The organism is Synechococcus sp. UW106 (assembly GCF_900474015.1).
Taxonomy (GTDB): domain Bacteria; phylum Cyanobacteriota; class Cyanobacteriia; order PCC-6307; family Cyanobiaceae; genus Parasynechococcus.
The window spans coordinates 1-21,329 of sequence record NZ_UCNV01000002.1 but is presented as its reverse complement, the minus strand read 5'-3'; the positions used below and the strand labels follow the sequence as shown (position 1 = coordinate 21,329).

Here is a 21,329-nt window from a genome sequence, read left to right as displayed (position 1 = left end):
GCTGCCTCATGGCTCCAGGGGCCGCTCGGGCCTCTCAATCGGTGTGATGCCGGAAGGAACGACGACAGGGATGCGCCGATCCTTCCGGCGTTGCACTGTCATCGTCCCGCTTATGGCTAACCACTGGTTGGTTTTTGGTGTGAACCACTCAGGCCACTCCACTGCCAGGCCAGCGGGTGTGGCGTCGGCAAGGCAACAGCGAACGGTGAGCCTCGCGATCAGCGGTGGACCCTCCGGCTGCCTCCAGACAAAGCCGCTAATTCGCACAGGGTTGTCAGCGACAAGATCGGGGTCTGGCTGGCTGCGCAGGTAACGCACCCATTCCGTGAGGCTGCGTTGTTCCGGCGGCAGCACAAACGCCAATTCCGGTGGATCTGGAAGGCCCTGGGGGCGGTTGCTGGCCAGGTCACTAAAGGAGGGGGTCGGCGGTACAATCAAAACCAGCACGCCCATCAAGCCGCTGAGGAGCCAGGGCCATCGCCAACGTTCCTGGCGACCACCCTTTTGCAGCAAAAGGGCCACTCCCACCATCAGCAACAACAGGCCGGTGACCCCCACCAGGCTGTGAAAGACCCCCCGCAGCAGCAGGTCGAGGCGGCCACTGTGGAAACTCCACAGAAGTGTGAGGCCCCAGAGCACCATCAGGGATCCGCTCTTCAGCACGACCAGCCCCTCACAGCTGCCAAAGGTTGATCCACTGACCGATCAGCAGTACCCCAAGACTCGCACTGATCGCAGTGATCACGATGGCCCGTGGGCGCATCAGCACCGTGAACAGTCCCGCCAGTTTGAGATCAACGACGGGGCCCAGCAACAGAAACGCCAGAAGGGCTCCTGGCGTGATCTGAGCTGCAAATCCGAGGGCGAGAAAGGCATCCACGCTGGAGCAGACCGACACCACGACGGCCAGCAGCATCAAGGCCAGGATCGACGCCGTCGGTGCGCCCCCAACGGCCAAGAGCCAACTGCGCGGCAGCCAGGTCTGCACCAGAGCTGCGATCACACACCCCAGCACCAGCAGGGCCAGGAGATCGAGAAACTCGCGGCAGCTTTGATCCAACATCTGCCAGCCCTTGATCCGTTGGTTGGTGGCTGGACGTGTTGTGGTGGTTGAAGCTCCAATCAGGCCACTGCTGCGCTGGAGTAGCCCCACGTTGCTTAGGGGCTGGCTCATGCGACGTTCCTCCAGAAGCGCTGTTGCCAGCAGCTGAGTCTCCGGCAATTGCACCAGCAACAGACTCAGCAGGATCGCCAGTAGAAAGGCCCCCAATGGTCGGGCCACCAGAAGCCAGGGCTGATCGGGAAAGGCCGCCCAGGTGCTGGCCAGGACGATGGGATTGAGTACCGGCGCAGCAAACAGAAAGCCAAACGCGGTGCCCATCGGTGCACCGCTGGCCAGCAAACGGCGGGCGACCGGGACATTGCCGCATTCGCAGGCCGGCAGTGCAAACCCCATCAAGGCGCCGATGATCGGTGCCAGCACGGGGTTCTTCGGGAGCTTGTCGATCCATGCGCCCGGCGGCACGGCCCATCTGGCCAATCCCGCGATGGCGACGCCGAGCAGCAGGAAAGGGATGGCTTCCAGTAGCAAACCCTGAAAGATCGCCCAGGCCGTGGCGAGCTTGTCCAAGCGTTCGAGCGGCAAGGGCCTTTCAACGTTCCCAGCTCAGGCCATCAATAGGGGGGCGCCGATACGGTTTGTTGATCGGCCTGCCCGGCAGGCTGGAACGATGTTGGCCAGGGCCTCGAATGGGATGGTGCTTCTGGGTTGATCGAGGGGGCACCTTTACCGATCTGATCGGTCGCGACCCAGAGGGGCGGCTGCATGTGCGCAAGGTGCTGTCAGAGACGGCCGGTTCAGGAGACCCTGCGGTGTCGGCCATGGTCGCGGTGCTGGATTCGGCCTCGTCTCGTGTGGATCTGGGGGACGTCGATGAGGTGCGCCTCGGCACCACTGTCGCCACCAATGCGCTGCTGGAGGGCTGTGGAGCGCCATTGCTTTTGCTCACCAATTCAGGCCTGAGGGATCAGCTGTGGATCGGCGATCAACATCGCGACGATCTGTTCGCTCTTGAGCAGCCCAAGCGTCCCTTTTTGGCGGAAACGGTGCTGGAGGTCGACGGTCGGCTCGATGCACGGGGTGATGAGGTGGAGCCCTTGGTGCTGGATCAGCCGCTGCGGCGGCGTTTGGAGGAGCTGCACCGTTCCGGTCTCGACGTCGCCGTGGTGGCGTTGCTGCATGCCCAGCGCAATCCAGTTCATGAGCAGTGTTGTGCGGCAATGCTGCGCGAGGTTGGCTTTCGCACCGTGGTCTGCTCCCATCAGGTGAGCGTGATGCCCCGCCTGGTGCCGCGGGGGCAGACGGCGTTGGTGGAGGGGGCCGTGCATCCGGTGCTGGATGGCTACCTGCAGCAAGTGCGAGGGGCGCTGGGATCTGCTACGCCACTGCGGGTGATGACTTCCAGCGGAGCGTTGCAGGCTCGGGTCACCTTGCAGGCCAAAGACACCATCCTTTCGGGGCCGGCGGCCGGGATGGTGGGCGCGATCGCGGCGGCGCGGATGGCCGGTTTTGAAGGGGTACCGGTGCTGGGCTTCGACATGGGGGGGACGTCGACGGATGTGTTCTGCGTGGCTTCCGCTGATGCGCAGGCGCTGCGGCAGGTCAAGGAGCAGACCGAGATCGCCGGCTTGCAGTTGCTGGCCCCCCGCTTGCCGATTGAAACGGTGGCTGCCGGAGGCGGATCGGTGCTGGAGCTGCAGGGGGAGCGCTTGCGGGTGGGTCCCCGCTCCGCGGGGGCGCGTCCGGGGCCCGCTTGCTACCGCGCAGGGGGACCGCTCACCATCACCGACGCCAACCTGCTGCTGGGGCGTCTGCAGGTGGCGTGCTTCCCGGCGGTGTTCGGCGCTTGCGCTGATTTGCCCCCGGATGTTGAGGTGGTGCGGCGTACGTTCGCAGATCTTGCTGCAACGCTGGGGCAGACCTCGGAGCGGTTGGCGGCGGGGGCGTTGCAACTGGCGGTGGAAACCATGGCCGCAGCCATTCGCCGCGTCTCGCTGCATCGGGGTCAGGACATCCGTGGCGGGGTGTTGGTGGCCTACGGCGGTGCCGGCGGTCAGCATGCCTGTCGTCTGGCGGATGAACTCGGACTCAACACGGTGCTGTTGCACCCCATGGCCGGTGTTCTCTCCGCCTTTGGGATGGGGCAGGCCCGCCAGCGCTGCCGGCGACAAGTGCATCTCGGCGCTCCGCTGTCCTCCGCCCTGCTGGCTGAGATGCCTCATCAGGTTGAGGTGCTGACCCATGAGGCGCAGGAGGAGTTACGTCGGCAGGGCGATGGTGCTGCCTCCGACTCTGAGGCGCCGGAGGTCTGGGTCAACCTTGCCCTGCGTTATGCCGCTGCAGAACAGACGTTGGTGCTCACCTGGTCTCCGGACCAAGTTGTTGACGACATGGTCTCGGCCTTTCAGATGAGCCATCAATTGCGCTTTGGCTACTGCATCGATGCCGATCAGGCTCTGATCGTCGAACAGCTCAATGTTGAGGTCACAGCGCCGCAACAGTTCGATGCCACCGCACCGGCTGGGATGGCCGACCGACAGCCCGTGGTGGAGATACCCCCGCAGGTGTCGATGCACCTCGAGCAGAGTGGCTGGACCCAGGTTCCCCTGTACGAGCGCAGCGCCTTGGTGCTGGATCAAAGGATCTCAGGCCCAGCTCTGATCGCCGAATCCACCGGATGCACGGTTCTGGAGGAGGGCTGGCAGGCAAGGGTGGCGAAGGGGGACACGTTGTTATTGGAGCGCCGCCAGCCTCAGACCGGTTCGCCATCGCTGGCGGAGGGTGATGCGGACGATCCGCTGCAGGCGGAACTGTTTCGCCACCGTTTCATGGCAATCGCCGAACAGATGGGGGAACAACTCCGGCAGAGCAGCAGATCCGTGAACATTCGCGAGCGCCTGGATTTCTCCTGTGCGTTGTTCGATGCCTCGGGTGCCCTGGTGGCCAATGCCCCCCACATCCCGGTGCATCTGGGATCGATGGGAGACAGCGTGCGCGACCTGCTGGCTCAGGTATCCGCTGGCGATGTTGCACCGCTGCAGCCGGGCGACACGCTGCTCAGCAACGACCCCTTCCACGGCGGCACCCACCTGCCCGATATCACCGCCATATCGCCGGTGTTCTGCAACGGGGATCAGCCCAGCTTCTTTGTGGCCAGTCGTGGCCATCATGCCGATGTGGGCGGAATTGCCCCCGGGTCGATGCCGTCCTTCAGCCGCACGATGGCCGATGAGGGCCTGCTGCTGCGCAACCTGCTGTTTGTTCGCGAGGGCCGGGTCCTCGCCGCTGATTTGGAAACGGCGTGGAGCGGAATGGCAACGCCGCCACGCAACCCGTCAGAACTGCTGGCCGACCTGCAGGCGCAGGTGGCGGCCAATCAGGCCGGAATTGCGGCGCTCCAACATCTCGTGGAGCGGGAGGGGGAGGTCGTGGTGCAACGCCAGATGACTCTTCTGCAGAGGGATGCAGCTAGCAGTGTTCAGCATCTGTTGTCGCGCCTGACGGACGCCCGTCAACAGCTTGTGATGGATGATGGCTCATGCCTGGTGGTGGAGGTCAGCCTTGACCGCCAACGCCAACGGCTGCGGTTGGATTTCACCGGAACATCGCCCCAACGGCCGGGCAACTTCAATGCCCCCTTGGCGGTGACGCGCGCGGCTGTGCTGTACGTGATCCGTTGTCTCCTCGATAACGACATCCCCTTGAACGAGGGCTGCTTCGCACCGCTCAATCTGGTGGTGCCACCGGGCTGTCTGCTGAATCCGCGTTACCCAGCGGCTGTAGTGGCCGGCAATGTGGAGGTGTCTCAGGCCCTCTGCAATCTGTTGTTCGCTGCCTTTGGTGTCCAAGCGGCCGGCCAGGGAACGATGAACAATTTCAGCTTCGGCAATGGGCGATGTCAGTACTACGAAACTGTGGCCGGTGGCGGTGGGGCCGGTGAGGGCTTTCCCGGCTCCGTGGGCCTGCAATCGCACATGACCAACTCAAGGCTGACGGATCCCGAAGTGCTGGAAAGCCGTTATCCCGTGCGGCTGGAATCCTTCGCTGTGCGCTGCGGCAGTGGTGGGAAAGGCCGTTGGCCTGGGGGCGACGGCTTGGAGCGCACGATCCGTTTCCTCGAACCGATGCGTGTGTCGTTGATCAGTGGATCCCGGCAGGTGCCGCCGTTCGGGCTCAACGGTGGGTCAAGCGGATCTTGTGGTGTGAATCTGCGCCTGGACTGTCACGGGGCGGAGGATCCCCTACCCGGTTCTATTCAGCTGGAGCTCGAGGCTGGCGAGGCCATCCGCATGCTCACTCCAGGGGGAGGTGGCATGGGAGGTTGAGGTGGGATGCCTGGAGGGTTTGTGATGCCGTTGCGATCTCCGGTCTGGTTGTTGGCACTTCTGCTGGGCTGCAGCCTGACGGGGAGCGCCCAAGCCAAAAGCCTGGACCAGCAGATGTTCCAGCTGCAGCTGGTGATTGATCAGATCCGCCTCGCCCGTTCCGTGGGAGATCGCGTCGGCGTGTGCAATGAATCACGCAGCGCTAACAATCTGTTGTTGGAGCTTCTTCCCGCCCTGCAACAACAACGCCCGAGCCTTAATCACGCCGCCTTACAAGACACAATTCTGTTGGGATTTGATGTCTGCTGATCACACGTTCTTGCGGTATTTTTATTTGCGATAATGGGAAAACTTCAGGCTTGATTTGTCGTCAATAAGCGACGCGAAGCTTCTTTTTTGCTCACAAGTTATCTCTGTTTATCCCATTGAAAGAACTAGATCCACGGAGCAAGATCCATGGGTTGTGGTTTTTTCTGCTTTCTACAACGTTCCCTGATTGCCCCAGGGTCTGGTTGGGGATTTGCCTGGTTAAGCGACTTCCCCGCCGGGCTGTTGCAGGAGCTTGAATGCTGAGGACAGGAGGGTGATGCCGAACAGTGTTCCCAGGGCCCAGACACTGTCACTGGGCCACTCGAGCACTAACAACAGGCCGATGCCTGCGGAGAGCAGACCATCGAGGAGCACCAGTGCAGCCATCGGGCCTTTCGACGTTGCGCCCGCAGCGAGCTCCATGATTCCCTCAAACAGCACAACCACTCCCGCGAACAGGGTCAGGCTGATCTCTCCTTCGATCGGGTCGATCAAGATGAAGATCGCTCCACCGATATAGAGAAGAGCCGAGAGCACGCGGAAGAGCTTCCCCGGAGCATTGCCTTGCCCCAGTCGCAGGAGCTGACTCACCCCTGCCGAAAAGGCGATGCCTCCTAAGGCCAGTGTCAGCAGCGTCGCTGAAATGAAGGGGAGAAGGATTGCCGCTACGGCCCCAAGAATCAGCAGCGCTGCTGCGAGTTGCCTCTGGCGGTTGGAGGACATTGCAGCAGCGCGTCTGAATTGACCCTAGGTCTGTTAATGAAAATCAGCATGACAACCCATTGTCGAAGGGCAGCTGCGGATTCAAATTGAGTGCAGTCAGGTTTGTGGCATGGGTTTGCTTCAGACAATTCAAGGACGACTGCTCCAGTACGACTCGCCGTCACGTCAGCTTCAGCAGGCTCATTTCGATGCAGCCCGACGTCTGGCTCAGGCTCAATTTCAGTTCGCTGACGTTGAGTTAAGCCAGCGCCTCTGGCAGGACGTGGCTGATCGAGATCTGGATGTCGATCGGATCCTGAACCTGCTTTATGGCTGTTGGTTCCAGGAGGATGCGGCAGCGTTGCGCGCTGCCGATGCCGACTATCAGGCGCGTCGCCAGCAGGAGTTGATCCCCGGGGTGTTTGAACACTGCTGAAGTGCTAGTGCTTTGTGGATCTCATCGCTGATTTGCCGGATCTGTTGTTCCAGAGATAACGCCCGATGGAATGCTCCATCCCGTTGCGCGGCATCCTGTTGATCCCAAAGATCTAGTCTTTGGCTGAGAAGTTGTGTGAGATTGTTGTTGCTGAAGTTTGATGTTGGTTGTTGCATACCAGCATTGTTCTGCAGTACTTCACTGATTCCAACCGTTGCCTTGGTGTAAACACCGTCAGCATCAGTTCGGTTGCCCCTCTGCTTGGCATGGCGTCCTTAACAGGAGCTGCCTGTGGCTCATATGACTTGCCTCAGATATGAACATCGTTGTCTTAGATCGTTCTGATTGGCGTGATGAAGAGCATGTTCGTCTTTTTGATCGCCGGGCTGATCACATTCGTGCGGTGCTGCGGGCTGCGGTAGGCGACAGCATTCGGGTTGGTGAGCTCAATGGCCATTTGGGTCAGGGACGCATCTGCGCGATCGATGCGGATTCAGTGGTATTACGCGTTGAATTGAGTCAGCCACCGCCGCCGCGACACCGGTTCGACGTCGTTCTGTCGTTGCCGAGGCCCAAGGTGCTGCGCCGTCTGTTCCGCACCGTGGCGGAGTACGGGGTGGCCAATCTTCATCTGATCCACAGCGCCCGAGTGGAAAAGAGCTATTGGCAGTCCCCTTTACTCGCACCTGACAAGGTTCATGACGCGTTGCTGGCCGGGATGGAACGCGCGAGCGACACCGTGGCTCCACAGGTGCATCAGCACAGGCGCTTTCGCCCTTTTGTGGAAGACCAGCTCAAGCACCTTTGTGCAGGGCGGCCTTGCTGGATCGCACAGATGGGGGCCTCCCTGGCTCTACGCGACACGCCTGCCGGGGATGCCGTTGTGATGGTGGGTCCCGAGGGTGGTTTTGTTCCCTTCGAATTGGAGTTGGCTCAAGCTGTGATTGCGCAGCCGGTGCATTTGGGATCGCGCACATTGAGTGTGGACACGGCCCTCACCACCGCTCTGGCCCAGGGATGATGGTGGGCGATGTGTTGGTTCAACGGCGGCTGCAATGAACGACCTGGCTGGATTGCGAGCTCTTGTTGAGGATGTCGGTTCCGGCAACGTGATCGATGCCGAACTGCTCGACGGGTGTCCGGTGGAGGCCCATGAACTCGATGAGATGGATGCGTCCCAGGCCGCCCAGGTCGCCGCCCATTGTTTCGGCCTCCTCTTTGATCACAAGGTGGAGCAGCTGCAGGGGCTCGAGGCTGATCTCGATGCAGGCCTGTGGTCAGGAACAGTTGATGGGTTCGGGTTTCAGATCAGTCGCGATGACGTCGGCGATCTGGTGCTCGATTTTTCGAGCCAGCAAGCGTGACGATTGATGAGCTGCGGTGCGACTTGACGGCCCGGCTTGGAGAGGCGGTGGAGGAGGTGTTCACTCGGGATGGTCATCCTGTCGATGACATCACCGAGTTGTATCAGCCTTCACCGGCTGGCTTTGGTGGTCAGCTTCGCCTGAAACGTGGCCGACGATTGGCTTGGGAGTTATGGCTCGAGGACGGTGACTCCTGGAATTTTCATTCGGCAGAGGTGGTCCAGTAAGGAGTTCCTTAGAGCGTCTGCGGATGCAGGCGACTTGGGCGATAGGAGAGCAGGAATTTCTGCTCTTCATTGGCCTTCCGCTTGACAGCTGTGATCAGGTCTTCCCCTGTGTTCCAGACCCAAATCTGATCGTTGTGGTCCGCTTCTTCAACACTCGTGCTGAGCGGTGAGCCATGGCGGGCCCGCAATCCGGCCAGCACTTCCGTCATGTCATCGATCGCGAATTCGTAGGCGAGCCATTGCAAGCCCTGGGACTGGCTCAACTCAAACGTGACGCGGGAGACAGGCAGCCGATCAAGCATCACATCTTGAACTTCAAATCTTTCCTGGGGACGATCTCCGATGGGTTTTGCCTGACCCAAATGAGCATCCACCTGCTCCAAAGGCATTCCCCAGGCCAAGCCCTCCACGCAGGCTGAGGCCGGGTGCCCAGGAAGGATCACCACAAAGACTGCCATTAGGCCAATCAGAAGTGCTCTCAATGGCTGAAGAGCCCCAGGACGCATTCGCCATTCTGCAGAGTTCATCTGTGTATCTCTACGAACAAAACGTGAAGAACGGTGTTTGTCTGGTGCCCCGGTGAGGTCTCTGCATCAAGGTACTTGCGTCAAAACACTCATCGATGCGTCACTTTCTTTCTTTGGCCCTGGCCGCTTTGATCGCATTGATCTCTCCGTCCGTGGTATCGGCTGCAGATGCTGCCCATGGTGAGCAAGTGTTCTCATCAAATTGCGCGGCCTGTCACATCGGCGGCGGAAACGTTGTGAATGGTCAGCGCACCCTCCAACAGGATGACCTCAAGGCTTATCTCGCCAACTACAACGATGGGCATGAAGAGGCCATCGCTTATCAGGTGACCAATGGCAAAAACGGTATGCCTGCTTTTGCCCCAAATCTGAGCGCAGCTGAAATTGCTGATGTTGCTGCTTATGTCGAATCCCAGTCTGTAAAAGGCTGGTCCTGAAGGCCTTGCCCCCCAGCTCGTTGCAGAGCTGAGAACCCTCGACTCAAATGTTTCCCCTGGCTGGGTGACCGGTCAGGGGATTTTTTTGTTCAGCACGAATCTCATCCTTATAGTGAAATGCTGGTATCAGCGGGGATCAGCCGCTGATGGAAACGGGGAAAGAGCGGTGAAAATCCGTCGCTGTCCCGCAGCTGTGAAACGCCGGCTCCGCCGACGTCAGTCAGAACGCCCGCCAGGACAACACCGACGAGGATCGACTTTGAATTTTTTGCCCTTGGCCTTTCGTAGGTCATTTCAGATTGCTGCCACGTCACTTATGGCAGTTGTCTTGATCGCCAGTCCGGCTTTGGCGCACCATCCCTTCGGCATGGGTGACAGCGCAGCACTGACTGCTTGGCAGGGCTTGATCAGTGGCATCGGGCACCCGCTGCTGGGTCCTGACCATCTGTTGTTCCTGTTGGCGATCGCCTTGATCGGGCTGAAACGCCCTCTGGCCTGGGTGGTACCGCTTCTGGCCCTTGGCCTCGGTGGCAGTGTGCTCTCGCAGTTCATTCCGCTGCCTGATGCGATTGCGCCTTGGGCAGAAGCTCTGGTGTCTCTCAGCCTTGTTGCGGAGGGATTGATTGCCCTCACCGTGCTCTCACAATTCTGGTTGTGCCCATTGATCGCCCTCCATGGCTTTCTGCTGGGCAGCACGATCGTTGGTGCTGAAGCCACGCCTCTGCTGACGTATTTCCTTGGCCTGCTGTTAGGGCAGGGAGCGTTGCTTCTGCTGGTGGCAGCATGGTCCAAAGGGCTGCTGGAACGTCTTGGCTCCCAAGGCCAGCGGCTGGGTGCTGGGATCTGGATGGGGATCGGCATGGCCTTTGCCTGGGTGGCCCTGATCGACTGATCGGAAGCATTCCTTTTGCAACCTTTGACCCCAGAGATCACATCTGGGGTTTTTTTGTCTCTTCCTATCCATGAAGCTTCTCCAGCAACTGCTGGTGGCTCCTGCCGCCCTTGGCTTTCTGGCCAGTGGCGCTAATGCCGCCGAGCTGAACATCAACGGCGTTTCTGATTACGCCTCTTCCGCTGATCAGGTGACCAGCGTCACCCAGTTCTCCGACGTCTACCCCACCGACTGGGCCTATCAGGCTCTGGCGAACCTGGTGGAGCAGTACGGCTGCGTGGCCGGCTACCCCAACGGCACCTTCCGTGGCAACCGGGCCATGACCCGCTACGAAGCGGCTGCCCTGTTGAACGCTTGCCTCGACCGGATCACTGAAGTGACCGACGAGCTGCGTCGCCTGCTCAAGGAATTCGAAACCGAGCTGGCCATCCTCAAGGGTCGCGTTGACGGCCTCGAGGCCCGTGTTGGCGAACTGGAAGCAACCCAGTTCTCCACCACCACCAAACTCATGGGCCAAGCTACCTGGGTGTTTGGAGCCAACCGCTTCAAAGGATCCGCCTCACGGCTTCGTTCCGAGAGCACCAAGACATTCGGCGGAACGACGTTCAATTACGACCTTCAGCTGGGGTTGGCGACCTCTTTCAGCGGAAAGGATTTGTTGACCACGGTTTTGCGTGGCGGCAATTTCGACGGCGACGACAACGTTTTCGGTAGCGGTGGGCCTTCGGGTCTGGCAACGCTGGAAACAGCATTTCAGGAGGGTGATCGCCCCAATCTGGTGGCGATCGACAAACTGTTTTATTCCTTCCCGTTGGGTAACGACATCACCATCACAACGGGCCCGATTGTTGGCCAGGAGGACATGCTCGCGGTCTGGCCGAGTGTCTATCCCAGTGATCCGATTCTCGATGTGCTCACGGTGAATGGAGCTCCGGGGGCCTACAACAAAAACAAAGGTGCGGGTGTGGGCATCAGTTTGGCCCTGGAAAGCGGAGCCCGTGTGTCGGCCAATTACGTGGCTGCCAATGGTGCATCGAGCAACACTCGCACTGGCGGTTTCGCCACCGACAAGGCAGGGGGCACCGGCACGCTGCAGCTGGGTTGGGAGGGTGATAACTGGGGTGTGGCTGCGCTCTATTCCAAGGTTCAGAACGGTCAAGACCTGATCGTTTACGCCACACCCTTCGTCAAGGATCACGTCAGTGCCCGGGGTGTGACCCATGCCTATGCCCTTGGTGGTTTCTGGCAACCGCTGGAGAGCGGCTGGCTTCCTTCTCTGTCGCTCGGTTGGGGCATCAATCAATCCGAGACCCAGTACAAAGGCCAGGTGAGCACGAGTCAGTCCTGGACTGTGGGGCTGGAGTGGAACGATGTCTTGATGGAGGGGAATAACGCCGGTATGGCTGTGGGCCAGCCTGTCTTCGCGACGGATCTTCGTGGAGGTGACGCCCCTGCCGATGGTCAGTTCATCTGGGAGTGGTGGTATCAGTTCCAGGTCACCGACAACATCAGCGTCACCCCTGCGCTGTTCTATCTCTCACGACCCATCGGTGAGCTCACACCCAATGGCTCAACGTTTCAACAACTGGGCGGCTTGATTAAAACCACCTTTGTCTTCTGAGTGGTGATGACAAGGAAATACAGAGGAATCACTCAATAACAACGTCTCACCGTTGAAACCGATTCACCTGCAGTCAAAGATCGCGTTGTAGTTGGTGCACAGACCAGACCTCACGCCAATGCTTCGGATTCAGGGGGATGCGCAGCTGCTCCGCTCATTGCTGCTTCATGCGGATAGGGCCTGCTCAGAGCGTATTGAGAAAAGATCTCAATACGAGCCCCTTGTTGAGAATGACTTGCAATATCGACAAGGTCTCTGTACTCTTGCGAGTAATTCTCATTCGCGTTAGTTCGTGACGACCTCCGCTTACCGCTTCCTTCCGGACGATCCGGCGGCACCCTTGTCGATGCCAAGGCTGCAGACCGTCTTGTTGGATCCTGCTGGCCGAGATCAGGCCACTGTTCTTGAAGTCTTGGAAGGCGTCTGTCGGGTGTATTGCCCTTGCGAAGAGACCGAGGGGATGACGTTGGCGTTTTTGCAGTCTGGCGACAGGCTCCGCACCGACCGCATGTGCAGCGAAGGTGCCTGCGTCGAAGCCTTAACGGCATTGAAGTTTCGTCGTGATTCAGTCTCCACGGACGAAATGGGTATCGATGCAGTGAATGAATGGACCTTGCAGCTCCTGCGTGTGCGTCATCTCGGTCAAGCAGAGCAGCGTCTTCATGCTCTTTTGGCCCTGTTGGTGAACCGACTCGGACTCCGTTGCAGCGACACCTATCAGCTTCCCTTTCGCCTCACCCACGATCGCTTTGGTGAGCTGATTGGAGCAACACGCGTCACCACTACGCGTCTTCTTTCGAAGTGGCGTCAAGCTGATTTGGTTGCTATGGCACCTGGTGATGTCACGATGCGACTCTCTCCTGAACTCATCAACTCATCACCCCTGCAATTTTGAACGCCGTGAATGTGAATACATTCGGAGTTCTTGGAGACCTCTGCAAAGAAACTGAGTGGATATGGCAGCGCATGCAGTCAGTCAGTCGTTCCATTCAACGCTGTCAGCATCCGCGCCTCAAGGAGCGCCTTATCGCAGAGATATGCCTACATCGCAATCGATGTCTGGCGATACAGGATTCCTTGGCAAAGATAAAACATTATCTTGATCCTCAATCAGCTCAAAAATATTTACTGGAGGAGTTGCTCTTTCGATGTTTATCGCATAGGCTCTCGGCGAACCAAATCTATTGAATAAAAACTCTTGTCTTGTATGAGGCCTACATAAGGTGTTGGCCTCAATTTTTTGTCTGCAATTTTCAGAATTCCGATCATGGCAAATAGTGTGCCTCTAGAGCTACATTTGACACCACGACAAGCATGCAATGTTCATAATTAGTTGTCTGGTATGGCCATAATAAATGGGTCTTCCTTGGACGGGATCGACAGCCTCATTTAAATCCAATTTGTCGTTGGTGAATCGGCAAAATTGGGGAGGTTTATTGGATATGCCCAGCCTTACAGGCTGGGCTTTTCTCTTGGTTTGCATCCGTTTGAGTGGATGTGTATCACCTTTCGATCAATGATCAATGATCAATGATCAATGATCATTGATCATTTGTTTGCTCAACATTAGAACGATTTTTTAAATTTGAACAACGAGGCTATTTCCATCATGCTTGTTGGATCTCAGATTTTGGAAGAATTCATTGATCACATTGAGCGAGATGACTTCGTTCGCTTGCGTTGGCTTAAACGCATCCGAGAGTCAGGCTTTGATCAAGCACTTTCAGAGTATAGAGAAAGTTTGATTTGTTCAGAAACGCTTGAGACTAACATTTGCCAGATACATCAAGGTCAATGATTTGCTTGGTTGTATCTGATAGCACTTGGATCTGAAACAAGCTTCAAACTGGCTGGCAAAACTTCTGAGAAAATTATGGGGTGATTTGAATTGCATGGCTTTCACAATCTTCTTTGCAACGTCAACTGGTAAAACTGAAGACGTCGCTGATCGGCTGAAGGAGCTTCTCCCCGGAACGGAAGCGAAGGATGTCGACAACATTGACTCAATTGATGAGTTGGTCTCTGCCGAGTCGTTGATTTGCTGTGTTCCGACATGGAATACTGGTGCTGACGAGGCACGCTCTGGAACGGCTTGGGACGATTTGGTTCAAGAAATCCCAGACAAAGATTTTGCTGGGAAATCTGTAGCCATTGTCGGCTTGGGAGACTCTTCTGGCTATTCAGATTTCTTCTGTGATGCTATGGAAGAACTGTATACAGCATTTCTTCAATCTGGAGCTAAATTGATTGGTAAAGTACCTACTGAAGGCTATACCTATGATGATTCGAAAAGTGTAATTGATGGTAAGTTTTGTGGTCTCGCAATCGATGAAGATAATGAGTCGGAGTTAACAGACCAACGACTTCAGGCATGGGTTCAGCAAATCAATGCCGAGTCGTAAGTTTCGCATTTGAATTCAATCAAAAGCGCCCTTAAGGGCGCTTTTTCTTTAACGGTGTACCCAGTCCACACGAACGTCCTTGCGCTGGTTCAGATACTTATCAATCGCCATCGCTGCAATGCAACCATCTGAACAAGCGACAACAGCCTGCTTGAAGGGAGTGTTGCGAATGTCGCCGATTGCCCAAACCCCTTCCACATCCGTCATCATGTCATTGTTGACACGAACTCCACCATTGGCATTGATTGGTATTTGCTCTTGGAGGTAGTCGGTGATCGGTAATGAGCCAGTGGAGTAAACAAATGCACCTTGAACAAATATTTCTTGAGTATTATCCTGCCCAAAGGATTGAACCTTGACACTAGACACTCCATTCTCGTCCCCCTCAATAGAGCTTAATCGTGTTCTTTTCCAATGCTTGACATTGCTGGAATCAAGTAATATCTGAACCTCAACTGAATTTATGTTTGTCTTGTTGTTGGTTACCCAATGTACTGTTGATGCGAACTTTGTTAGAACAAGTGCTTCATCGATTGCTTCTTGGTTTGATCCATAGACCACAACTTCTTGGTTTTTGTAGAATGCGCCATCACAGGTTGCGCAGTAACTAACACCTCTGCCGAGAAACTCATTTTCCCCGGGTAGTGTCGATGCTCTTCCCATCGCACCCGTCGCTAGCACTAAGGTCTTGCCGACGAATGTTCCCTCCGGTGTGTAGACGACCTTTTCAGTATCCGACATACTGATTCCATATACTTGGGCTTGTTTATATTCAGCCCCATAGCTGATTGCCTGATTTCTCATCGTTTTCAGGAGCTCTTCTCCTGATGCATCACCTGCAACGCCAGGGTAGTTGGCAATTTTGTGAGTGATCGCTAGTGCTCCAACAGCTGGATTCTTATCCAGGATGATTGTTGATAAATTTGATCTTGCTGTATACAAAGCACAGGAACAACCTGCAGGTCCCCCACCGATGATTACAACATCTGCATTATTGATATCTGTCATGAGAATCTTTTGATAATACTCAGATCTTGAATATTTTCAGAAGCTATATCTGAACTTTTGTTGGGTACCATGTCGATAAAAGATCCAATCATATTAGCGGTTTGATTCCATTCTGTGAATGGGAAAAAATGTCGACCACTATTAATTTGTTGATAACAGTCACCTGGTTTTAAATGCTGCTGCCAACGTTTGTAGCTGCATTGATCAATTACGAAATCCTTGCTGCCATTGATGATAAGAATTGGAATTTTGATTTGGTCCAGATTTGCTATCTGTGTATGTCCGACAATTGATCCATTAACGAAATCATTGTCTAGGCATTTTGCCAAGAGTCTTGCGATTATGACTTGTACGTGATCGGCATGGGTGTCTATGAGGAGACGGCTTAAGTGACTCAATATATGAAATCTTGAGCACGGTAGTTGACTTCTCATCGCTTGATAGTGGGATGTCCATTGATTGCTTGATTGAGCATCTACAGACAACAATGAAACTGAGGAAACATTCTTTGGATATTTTTTTGCGTATAGATAGGCTACTGAACCACTTATCCCATGGCCTACAAGGTGAACTGGCTCAGAAGAATTCTCTACCGTTTGCTTTAAAAGAGCATGAATGATATCAACATCACATGATTCATCAAGGTCATGTTCGAATGACCATCGCTTAACACCATATTGTTGGCTTAAAGCCTGCGCCGTACGTTTAAATAGACAATACAATGATGGTTGAAGATCAACCCAGACTATTTTACTTTTTTCCATGCGTTTCTATTTTAGTTATCCTCTTATACATCGACCTGCTCCCCTCCTCAGAAAAAACAAATCACTGTATTCTTTATCACAAGTGGAGTTGTCACAGTTTTTTTGAATCGGGCTAAGAAAGCAAAACTTTCCCTTGCTCTACTTGATGCCTTATTCTCTTAATTAATTTTTTTTCGATGGGATCGGCTTTAGCTTCGTAGTCAAGCATATCTCTAAAGATACTGTCGCTGATTTTGTTGAAACATGCGATGTGTAGATATTGCTCCACAAGACTTGATTTGTTTTTGTGCACTTTACCCATTCGTCTGCTCGATAAAATGAATATCTCTATCTTCACCAAAGCTCGTCTTCACAATCTGTCTTTACGACTAAATCTGATGTTGCATATGCTACGCAAAGCAGTGTATAACCATTTTCCATTTGGTCGTCGTCGAGAAAACTCTGATCTGATTGGTCAATTGTTCCTTGAATGATTTTTCCCACGCAAGTGCTGCATGCTCCCGCTCTACAGGAATAACTCATATCAATCCCAGCTTGCTCTGCTGCCTCAAGTACATATTCATCATCGGGACATTCAAAATGTTTTGTTCCATCAGGGAGTCTCAATTCAATTTTGAACGATGCCATCTTTGAAAATAAAATCCACTATAACTTTAGTATGCTTATCGCTCGATTAAATTTTACTATGGTTATGTTCATTGGTTACATGTATGGCTCCTCTTGGGTAGTGTCATTTTTGTTTAATTCAATGAGCCTTGCAATACTCTTGTTGGTATTTTTATGGAATAATTTAGGAAAGGCTATGGCGTATTTTTTATAAAAGCAAATTTTACAAATGGACAACCAATCACCAGAGAAGATTTCTCATTATTTAGGACATGCAAGCGGTTGGCGGAAAAAACGCCTGAAGATTGCTATGGCCCTAAGAAATCAAGGATGGACGCACAAGCTAATTGCTGAGTATTTAGAGGTCTCACCCAAATCACTGATGCGCGACATAAAATGTTTTATTATCGATCCACAGGGATTACGGGCATCTTCGTGAAAAAGATGTCCGTAATTGATACTATCTCTAGGAGTAATTTTTCTCTTATGCCTGAAGAGAGGCTGGTTTGTTATTCCCTTGATCCAGCTCGCTGTCGATGAGCAATAAGGCAGCCGCTTGATTATCAGCGAATTTGACCCGCCCCAGCATGTGTGCGAATTCATATTCAGATTGTGTTTGCATCTCTACCATTGGGTCTAGAAATACTGTTGTTCGTGTATCACTTACTCTCTCTGCCATGGAGTAAAGCTGTTGCAATGAGGCCGTCACATCAACCTCCATTTGAAATGCTGATGCCATGACATCGGCTGGTGATTCCCAGTTCTGCAAAGGAGCTTCAACGGTCTTCAGTTCAACGCTTTGCCCCCGAGCGATGATGTATTCGGCGAATTGTGCAGCATGCTCATGCTCACTGCTTGATTCGTCTCGGAAGAACCGAGAAAACCCCTTCAGTGTTCTTTCGGCAAACCAGATCGCTGCGGCGAAATATGAGGCGTGTGCCTGCCTTTCCATGTTGAGGTGGTCTTGGATGGCATTCAGAAGTTCAGGACTTATTGCTTCCGCGATTGCACGACCTGAAGGGCCAGTTTCAATAGAAGCTGAGGCATTTGAACGTGATGTTGAAAGCATTCCTATTGGGCAATTGATCAAATGATACGCGCTGGCGAATCGAATTGCAGGCAGCGCGTGTCATATGCACCAAGTTAAATGAGAGTCATTATCAAAAGATGTAGGCTGGATTGATATTTTTGACTACCTCCTGATTCTAAATCACCGCCAGCCAGCGTTGGCCATCACTTGTATTGCAGTTTTCTGTGTTGAACCAAGAGCACTTATTGAGACATTGTCAGGTGTGAAACGACCGAATTTTTTCAATTCTTTTGATGTTCCAAACCCTTTTAAAGGATACTCATACGTTGGGCCTGCGATCAATCGAGTTCCTTGTGGAGATGAAAGGAACTCAATAAACTGAATCGCCTCTTTTTTGTTTTTAGCTGATTTTGCGACTCCAGCAGCACTGATATTCACATGCGCTGGATTTGGCATGATTAATTTTATGTTTGAAGTTAATTTCTGATCATTCTTTCCACTAGCTCCTGCTTGCATTCTCGCCAAGTAATAATGATTAACTAGAGCAACTCCACACTTCCCTTGCCCCACTGCGCGAATTAGTGAAACATCACCGGAGAAGTAAGGCTGGCTTACATTGCTGACCATCTGCTTGACCCATGCGCTTGCTTTCGCTTGGCCCTTTAGAACAATTTTGTCGGCCACTAGCGACTGGTTATATACATTCTTCCGTTTACGTAGGCAAATCTTTCCTTTCAAGCCTGGATTCGATAAATCTGCATAGGTCTTGATTGTATTTGGATTGACGATATTTGGATTAACAATAATTGCTCTGACGCGTCTTGTGAAACCAAACCACCGATTGGAAGGATCTCGAAAACGTGCTGGGACGTTTGATATCAGCTTTTGCGTCTTGACTGGTTGCAACAGCCCTGCTTGAGCAGCGTTGTTGATTCTTGCCGAGTCAACCAATAAAATGACATCTGCTTTTGAATTGGCGCCTTCTCTCTTAAGCCTTTCAACAAGTGAAATGCCTGTCGCTTCGATCAGTCTTACTTTGATTCCAGTTTGCTGGCTAAATTGTTTGAAGGCGTTTCTATCAGTATTGTAGTGACGGCCTGAGTAAACTCTTACTTCTTTCGCCTCTGCTGAAGGTATGGCGGCGAACGGGGCCACCAGAAGCAGGGTGGCAAAGAATCTGAGCATGTCTAGAATCACATACGCTTCTATATTAGTGCGGTCCTGTGGATTGTCAGCTTATATGAACGCAGCTTATGTAGCAAAAGCTCTGTGCAACTCAATGTCGTTTTCTCTTTGATCGATGGAATTTATTACCCATCCATTGTTGCCTTTTGATGAAATACAAGATATTCAGCAACGACTCCTGGCCCCTAACCTCCCTTGGCGCGATGGTCGTCTGACAGCGGGCGATCAGGCATCGTTAGTCAAGAAGAATCATCAACTTGACCCAAATTCAGACCTTACTCTTTCGATTACCAACCGAATATCAACAGCACTTACCAACGATCCATTGATTAAGAGCTTTACACTTGTTCGCAAGGTTCACAGCCTGCTGGTTTCTAGATCTGACTCTGGAGATGGTTATGGTTGGCATGTCGATAACCCTTTCTCTCGTTATGGCCGACGTGACCTGTCTTTTACAGTCTTTTTAAGTGATGAAGACTCCTACCAGGGAGGCTCTTTGTCAATTCAAAGTGGTGGAGATAAGACTACAGAATTTAGGTTGTCTCCTGGCCATGTTGTTGTCTATCCTTCCTCCCTTCTCCATTGTGTTCAACCTGTTATTGCTGGAACACGATTCGTTTGTGTTGGTTGGATTGAAAGCTATGTGAAGTCTGCGGAAGACCGTTCCTTGCTTTTTAATCTCGATGCTGGTGCTCGCGGCTTGCTTGCCCGTCATGGTCGGTCTGATGAACTTGATTTGATTTTTCAAAGTTATACAAATGCTATCCGGCGCCTATCTTCCTGATTTGTATCTTTTGATCTTGCTTGCTGCGTCGTTAATGACTATTTCTGATTGAGATTTGGCATAATAGAATTTTGGGTCTGTTTATGGCCAAGCCATCCGCAATTTCTGTTTTTGCAGCTGCCACCTCGCTTCTCGTTGCCTCTGCAGCTGTTCCAGTTGTCCATGCTCAGAATGCTGGTGGACTTCAAGAATGGAATACCGACCAAGGTGTTGATGAAGAAAGCGTCATGGACTCTGATGCAGCCGCCTTAAAGAAAAAAGCAGAACAAGAGGATGTCTGTGTTCCCATCGGTGAGGGCGAGAACTGCTGGTGAATCTATTCTTTTGAGATTATTTGAGGGGCATTCGCCCCTCTTTTTTATGTAAAAAAAAAAGCGCCCCGAGGGGCGCCAGTCTGTTGATCAAATGTGGATCAGAATTTGAAGGTCGTCTTGACAAGACCGCCAAACTTGTTGGCACCATTCACTTGATCTTTGCCCTTTGCATCATCAACCCAGAACACAGCAGGTGTGATGGTGATGTTGTCGGTCACACGGAAGTCGTAATAACCTTCGATTGCAAAGTTCTGGTCGTCAGCCTTTTGCCCCTGAACTTCGGTGGCGTAGCTGGAGTAGGAACCAAAGCCAAGTCCCAGCTTGTTGCCTTCCATGAAGGCGTCATTCCAGTTCAGGCCAACCATCCAGCCCTTAACGGCTTCAGAGTTGCCGCGGTATTCACTATCAGCCCAACCGAAGTCCAGGCCCGCACTGATGGTGGGAATGAATCCGCTGTCTTCAGGTGACCAGTAGCCGCGAAGGCCAACGGCGTGGATGGGGTGAGCCAGATCCTTTGCCGTGGGTGTGGAGTAACCCATAGCCGCCTTGGCTTCTGTCTTGATCGTGCAGGTTTTCACACCCAGCTCGTCAGTTACACAAACCTTGTCCTGCTGAGCATTCTTCAGAGCGTAGAGCGCTGAAACATGCCACTTGCGGTTGCCGTAGCCAACTTGGCTGAGCAGGTAGGCATCGGTGTCTTCACCGAACATTTGCTTTTTAGAACCGCTCTTCGCACCGTCACCACCGTCGGCAACGTAGTTCACAGCAATGTTGAAGGCTGCGTCACCAGGATCGACATCCTGACGCCACTGCACACCAAAGCCTTGGCCTGTGCTGGCACCCAGAACAGCGCCGTAACCACCCAGTTTGAATGCCTTGAGGATCGGCTTGTAACGGGTTGGCGTTTCGATCATGTAGTAGTTCTCGATCAACGCACCAACGGTGACCTTGAACTCGTTGCCGATCGGGAAGCTGTACCAGAGCTTGTCCACCTTGATGGTGTTGTCGCCGCTCTTGGCATCAGCCAGATAAGAGTCTGATTCGGTCCAGACGTTCTTCATGTTGCCCGTGCGAAGACGGGTGTACAAGCGATCCTTGCCGGTGAAGGAGGTGTCGAGGTTCAGCGTGTAGCGATAGGAGAAGCTGAATCCATCGCTCTCGCAGGAACCAGGCGATTTTTCGTTGCACTCGTCGCGATCGGCATACTTCACTGCGCCAGTGAAGAAGTCAGCCTGACCACGCAGTTTGGTGGTGGTGGAGAACTGAGTTGCTTCCAGTTCGCCAACACGGGCCTCGAGGCCGTCAACGCGACCCTTGAGGATGGCCAGCTCGGTTT

23 protein-coding genes and 1 riboswitch are annotated in these 21,329 nt (G+C 53.7%); of the genes, 13 read left to right on the top strand and 10 right to left on the bottom strand.

Features of this window, described 5'->3' with window-relative positions; genetic code table 11:
* Positions 1-6 precede the first annotated feature (6 nt).
* The gene (locus tag DXY30_RS00890; protein ID WP_115093051.1) at positions 7-660 is read right to left on the bottom strand and encodes a TIGR03943 family protein; all 654 of its coding nucleotides are present in this window, start codon (positions 658-660) and stop codon (positions 7-9) included.
* Positions 661-673: 13 nt separating this feature from the next.
* Positions 674-1,630 carry a permease gene (locus DXY30_RS00885; protein ID WP_115093050.1) on the bottom strand — a complete coding sequence of 319 codons (957 nt, stop codon included), beginning with the start codon at positions 1,628-1,630 and terminating at the stop codon, positions 674-676.
* Between the two features lie 119 nt (positions 1,631-1,749).
* Between DXY30_RS00885 and DXY30_RS00880 the strand changes: the two genes are divergently transcribed.
* Positions 1,750-5,385, top strand: a complete 3,636-nt coding sequence (locus tag DXY30_RS00880; RefSeq protein WP_115093049.1) for a hydantoinase B/oxoprolinase family protein — start codon at positions 1,750-1,752, stop codon at positions 5,383-5,385.
* A 24-nt stretch (positions 5,386-5,409) separates the two neighbouring features.
* Positions 5,410-5,694, top strand: a complete 285-nt coding sequence (locus DXY30_RS00875) for a hypothetical protein (protein WP_244281183.1) — start codon at positions 5,410-5,412, stop codon at positions 5,692-5,694.
* A gap of 219 nt (positions 5,695-5,913) precedes the next feature.
* On the opposite strand, the gene DXY30_RS00870 is transcribed toward DXY30_RS00875, so the two are convergent.
* On the bottom strand, positions 5,914-6,417 hold the full coding sequence (locus tag DXY30_RS00870; RefSeq protein WP_115092981.1) for an HdeD family acid-resistance protein: 504 nt from the start codon (positions 6,415-6,417) through the stop codon (positions 5,914-5,916).
* 109 nt (positions 6,418-6,526) lie between these two features.
* Between DXY30_RS00870 and DXY30_RS00865 the strand changes: the two genes are divergently transcribed.
* From DXY30_RS00865 to DXY30_RS00850, 4 genes are all read left to right on the top strand, one after another.
* Entirely contained in the window at positions 6,527-6,832 is a 306-nt protein-coding gene (locus DXY30_RS00865) for a hypothetical protein (protein WP_115025071.1), read from the top strand.
* 316 nt (positions 6,833-7,148) lie between these two features.
* Positions 7,149-7,853, top strand: coding sequence for a 16S rRNA (uracil(1498)-N(3))-methyltransferase (locus DXY30_RS00860; protein WP_115092980.1), 705 nt, complete (start codon positions 7,149-7,151; stop codon positions 7,851-7,853).
* 34 nt (positions 7,854-7,887) lie between these two features.
* Positions 7,888-8,196 (top strand): hypothetical protein, encoded by a 309-nt coding sequence (locus DXY30_RS00855; RefSeq protein WP_115092979.1) that lies wholly within the window; start codon positions 7,888-7,890, stop codon positions 8,194-8,196.
* Positions 8,193-8,423, top strand: a complete 231-nt coding sequence (locus DXY30_RS00850; protein ID WP_115092978.1) for a hypothetical protein — start codon at positions 8,193-8,195, stop codon at positions 8,421-8,423. Before DXY30_RS00855 ends, DXY30_RS00850 begins: the two co-directional genes overlap by 4 nt.
* Before the next feature lie 8 nt (positions 8,424-8,431).
* Here the strand turns inward: DXY30_RS00850 and DXY30_RS00845 are convergent, their stop codons facing one another.
* Positions 8,432-8,881, bottom strand: coding sequence for a hypothetical protein (locus DXY30_RS00845; protein ID WP_226422472.1), 450 nt, complete (start codon positions 8,879-8,881; stop codon positions 8,432-8,434).
* Positions 8,882-9,045: 164 nt separating this feature from the next.
* On the opposite strand from DXY30_RS00845, the gene DXY30_RS00840 reads away from it, so the two are divergent.
* From DXY30_RS00840 to fldA, 5 genes are all read left to right on the top strand, one after another.
* Positions 9,046-9,387, top strand: coding sequence for a c-type cytochrome (locus DXY30_RS00840; protein WP_115092976.1), 342 nt, complete (start codon positions 9,046-9,048; stop codon positions 9,385-9,387).
* A 104-nt stretch (positions 9,388-9,491) separates the two neighbouring features.
* Positions 9,492-9,639, top strand: a riboswitch (cobalamin riboswitch).
* Between the two features lie 64 nt (positions 9,640-9,703).
* Complete coding sequence (locus DXY30_RS00835) at positions 9,704-10,279, top strand: HupE/UreJ family protein (RefSeq protein WP_115092975.1); 576 nt, start codon at positions 9,704-9,706, stop codon at positions 10,277-10,279.
* A gap of 70 nt (positions 10,280-10,349) precedes the next feature.
* Positions 10,350-11,900 (top strand): iron uptake porin, encoded by a 1,551-nt coding sequence (locus tag DXY30_RS00830; RefSeq protein WP_115092974.1) that lies wholly within the window; start codon positions 10,350-10,352, stop codon positions 11,898-11,900.
* A gap of 346 nt (positions 11,901-12,246) precedes the next feature.
* Positions 12,247-12,795 (top strand): Crp/Fnr family transcriptional regulator, encoded by a 549-nt coding sequence (locus DXY30_RS00825; protein ID WP_115025453.1) that lies wholly within the window; start codon positions 12,247-12,249, stop codon positions 12,793-12,795.
* A gap of 997 nt (positions 12,796-13,792) precedes the next feature.
* Complete coding sequence (fldA, locus tag DXY30_RS00820; protein ID WP_115025444.1) at positions 13,793-14,302, top strand: flavodoxin FldA; 510 nt, start codon at positions 13,793-13,795, stop codon at positions 14,300-14,302.
* Between the two features lie 48 nt (positions 14,303-14,350).
* On the opposite strand, the gene DXY30_RS00815 is transcribed toward fldA, so the two are convergent.
* The 5 genes from DXY30_RS00815 to DXY30_RS00785 form a co-directional block, all read right to left on the bottom strand.
* Positions 14,351-15,310 carry an NAD(P)/FAD-dependent oxidoreductase gene (locus DXY30_RS00815; RefSeq protein ID WP_115092973.1) on the bottom strand — a complete coding sequence of 320 codons (960 nt, stop codon included), beginning with the start codon at positions 15,308-15,310 and terminating at the stop codon, positions 14,351-14,353.
* A complete protein-coding gene (locus DXY30_RS00810; RefSeq protein ID WP_115092972.1) occupies positions 15,307-16,074 on the bottom strand; it encodes an alpha/beta hydrolase in 768 nt (255 codons plus the stop codon). The genes DXY30_RS00815 and DXY30_RS00810 overlap by 4 nt, the downstream gene beginning before the upstream one ends.
* Positions 16,075-16,407: 333 nt before the next feature.
* Positions 16,408-16,701, bottom strand: a complete 294-nt coding sequence (locus DXY30_RS00800; RefSeq protein ID WP_115092970.1) for a 2Fe-2S iron-sulfur cluster-binding protein — start codon at positions 16,699-16,701, stop codon at positions 16,408-16,410.
* 463 nt (positions 16,702-17,164) lie between these two features.
* Positions 17,165-17,749 carry a ferritin gene (locus DXY30_RS00790; RefSeq protein WP_115092968.1) on the bottom strand — a complete coding sequence of 195 codons (585 nt, stop codon included), beginning with the start codon at positions 17,747-17,749 and terminating at the stop codon, positions 17,165-17,167.
* A 141-nt stretch (positions 17,750-17,890) separates the two neighbouring features.
* Entirely contained in the window at positions 17,891-18,895 is a 1,005-nt protein-coding gene (locus DXY30_RS00785; protein ID WP_115093048.1) for an extracellular solute-binding protein, read from the bottom strand.
* 115 nt (positions 18,896-19,010) lie between these two features.
* Here DXY30_RS00785 and DXY30_RS00780 point away from each other — a divergent pair, with 115 nt between their 5' ends.
* On the top strand, positions 19,011-19,679 hold the full coding sequence (locus DXY30_RS00780) for a Fe2+-dependent dioxygenase (RefSeq protein ID WP_115092967.1): 669 nt from the start codon (positions 19,011-19,013) through the stop codon (positions 19,677-19,679).
* An 83-nt stretch (positions 19,680-19,762) separates the two neighbouring features.
* Entirely contained in the window at positions 19,763-19,993 is a 231-nt protein-coding gene (locus DXY30_RS00775; RefSeq protein WP_115092966.1) for a hypothetical protein, read from the top strand.
* A gap of 98 nt (positions 19,994-20,091) precedes the next feature.
* Here the strand turns inward: DXY30_RS00775 and DXY30_RS00770 are convergent.
* Positions 20,092-21,329 (bottom strand): iron uptake porin (locus DXY30_RS00770; protein ID WP_115092965.1); only part of this gene is annotated, 1,238 nt, incomplete at its 5' end.

Excerpts from the sequence above, each read along its gene's own strand:
- DXY30_RS00840 (WP_115092976.1), top strand. The coding sequence starts at position 9,046 with ATGCGTCACTTTCTTTCTTTGGCCCTGGCCGCTTTGATCGCATTGATC.
- DXY30_RS00865 (WP_115025071.1), top strand. The coding sequence starts at position 6,527 with ATGGGTTTGCTTCAGACAATTCAAGGACGACTGCTCCAGTACGACTCG.
- DXY30_RS00860 (WP_115092980.1), top strand. The coding sequence starts at position 7,149 with ATGAACATCGTTGTCTTAGATCGTTCTGATTGGCGTGATGAAGAGCAT.
- fldA (WP_115025444.1), top strand. The coding sequence starts at position 13,793 with ATGGCTTTCACAATCTTCTTTGCAACGTCAACTGGTAAAACTGAAGAC.
- DXY30_RS00875 (WP_244281183.1), top strand. The coding sequence starts at position 5,410 with ATGCCGTTGCGATCTCCGGTCTGGTTGTTGGCACTTCTGCTGGGCTGC.
- DXY30_RS00810 (WP_115092972.1), bottom strand. The coding sequence starts at position 16,074 with ATGGAAAAAAGTAAAATAGTCTGGGTTGATCTTCAACCATCATTGTAT.
- DXY30_RS00880 (WP_115093049.1), top strand. The coding sequence starts at position 1,750 with ATGGGATGGTGCTTCTGGGTTGATCGAGGGGGCACCTTTACCGATCTG.
- DXY30_RS00835 (WP_115092975.1), top strand. The coding sequence starts at position 9,704 with ATGGCAGTTGTCTTGATCGCCAGTCCGGCTTTGGCGCACCATCCCTTC.
- DXY30_RS00815 (WP_115092973.1), bottom strand. The coding sequence starts at position 15,310 with ATGACAGATATCAATAATGCAGATGTTGTAATCATCGGTGGGGGACCT.
- DXY30_RS00830 (WP_115092974.1), top strand. The coding sequence starts at position 10,350 with ATGAAGCTTCTCCAGCAACTGCTGGTGGCTCCTGCCGCCCTTGGCTTT.
- DXY30_RS00790 (WP_115092968.1), bottom strand. The coding sequence starts at position 17,749 with ATGCTTTCAACATCACGTTCAAATGCCTCAGCTTCTATTGAAACTGGC.
- DXY30_RS00825 (WP_115025453.1), top strand. The coding sequence starts at position 12,247 with ATGCCAAGGCTGCAGACCGTCTTGTTGGATCCTGCTGGCCGAGATCAG.
- DXY30_RS00775 (WP_115092966.1), top strand. The coding sequence starts at position 19,763 with ATGGCCAAGCCATCCGCAATTTCTGTTTTTGCAGCTGCCACCTCGCTT.
- DXY30_RS00845 (WP_226422472.1), bottom strand. The coding sequence starts at position 8,881 with ATGGCAGTCTTTGTGGTGATCCTTCCTGGGCACCCGGCCTCAGCCTGC.
- DXY30_RS00800 (WP_115092970.1), bottom strand. The coding sequence starts at position 16,701 with ATGGCATCGTTCAAAATTGAATTGAGACTCCCTGATGGAACAAAACAT.
- DXY30_RS00785 (WP_115093048.1), bottom strand. The coding sequence starts at position 18,895 with ATGCTCAGATTCTTTGCCACCCTGCTTCTGGTGGCCCCGTTCGCCGCC.
- DXY30_RS00855 (WP_115092979.1), top strand. The coding sequence starts at position 7,888 with ATGAACGACCTGGCTGGATTGCGAGCTCTTGTTGAGGATGTCGGTTCC.
- DXY30_RS00870 (WP_115092981.1), bottom strand. The coding sequence starts at position 6,417 with ATGTCCTCCAACCGCCAGAGGCAACTCGCAGCAGCGCTGCTGATTCTT.
- DXY30_RS00780 (WP_115092967.1), top strand. The coding sequence starts at position 19,011 with ATGGAATTTATTACCCATCCATTGTTGCCTTTTGATGAAATACAAGAT.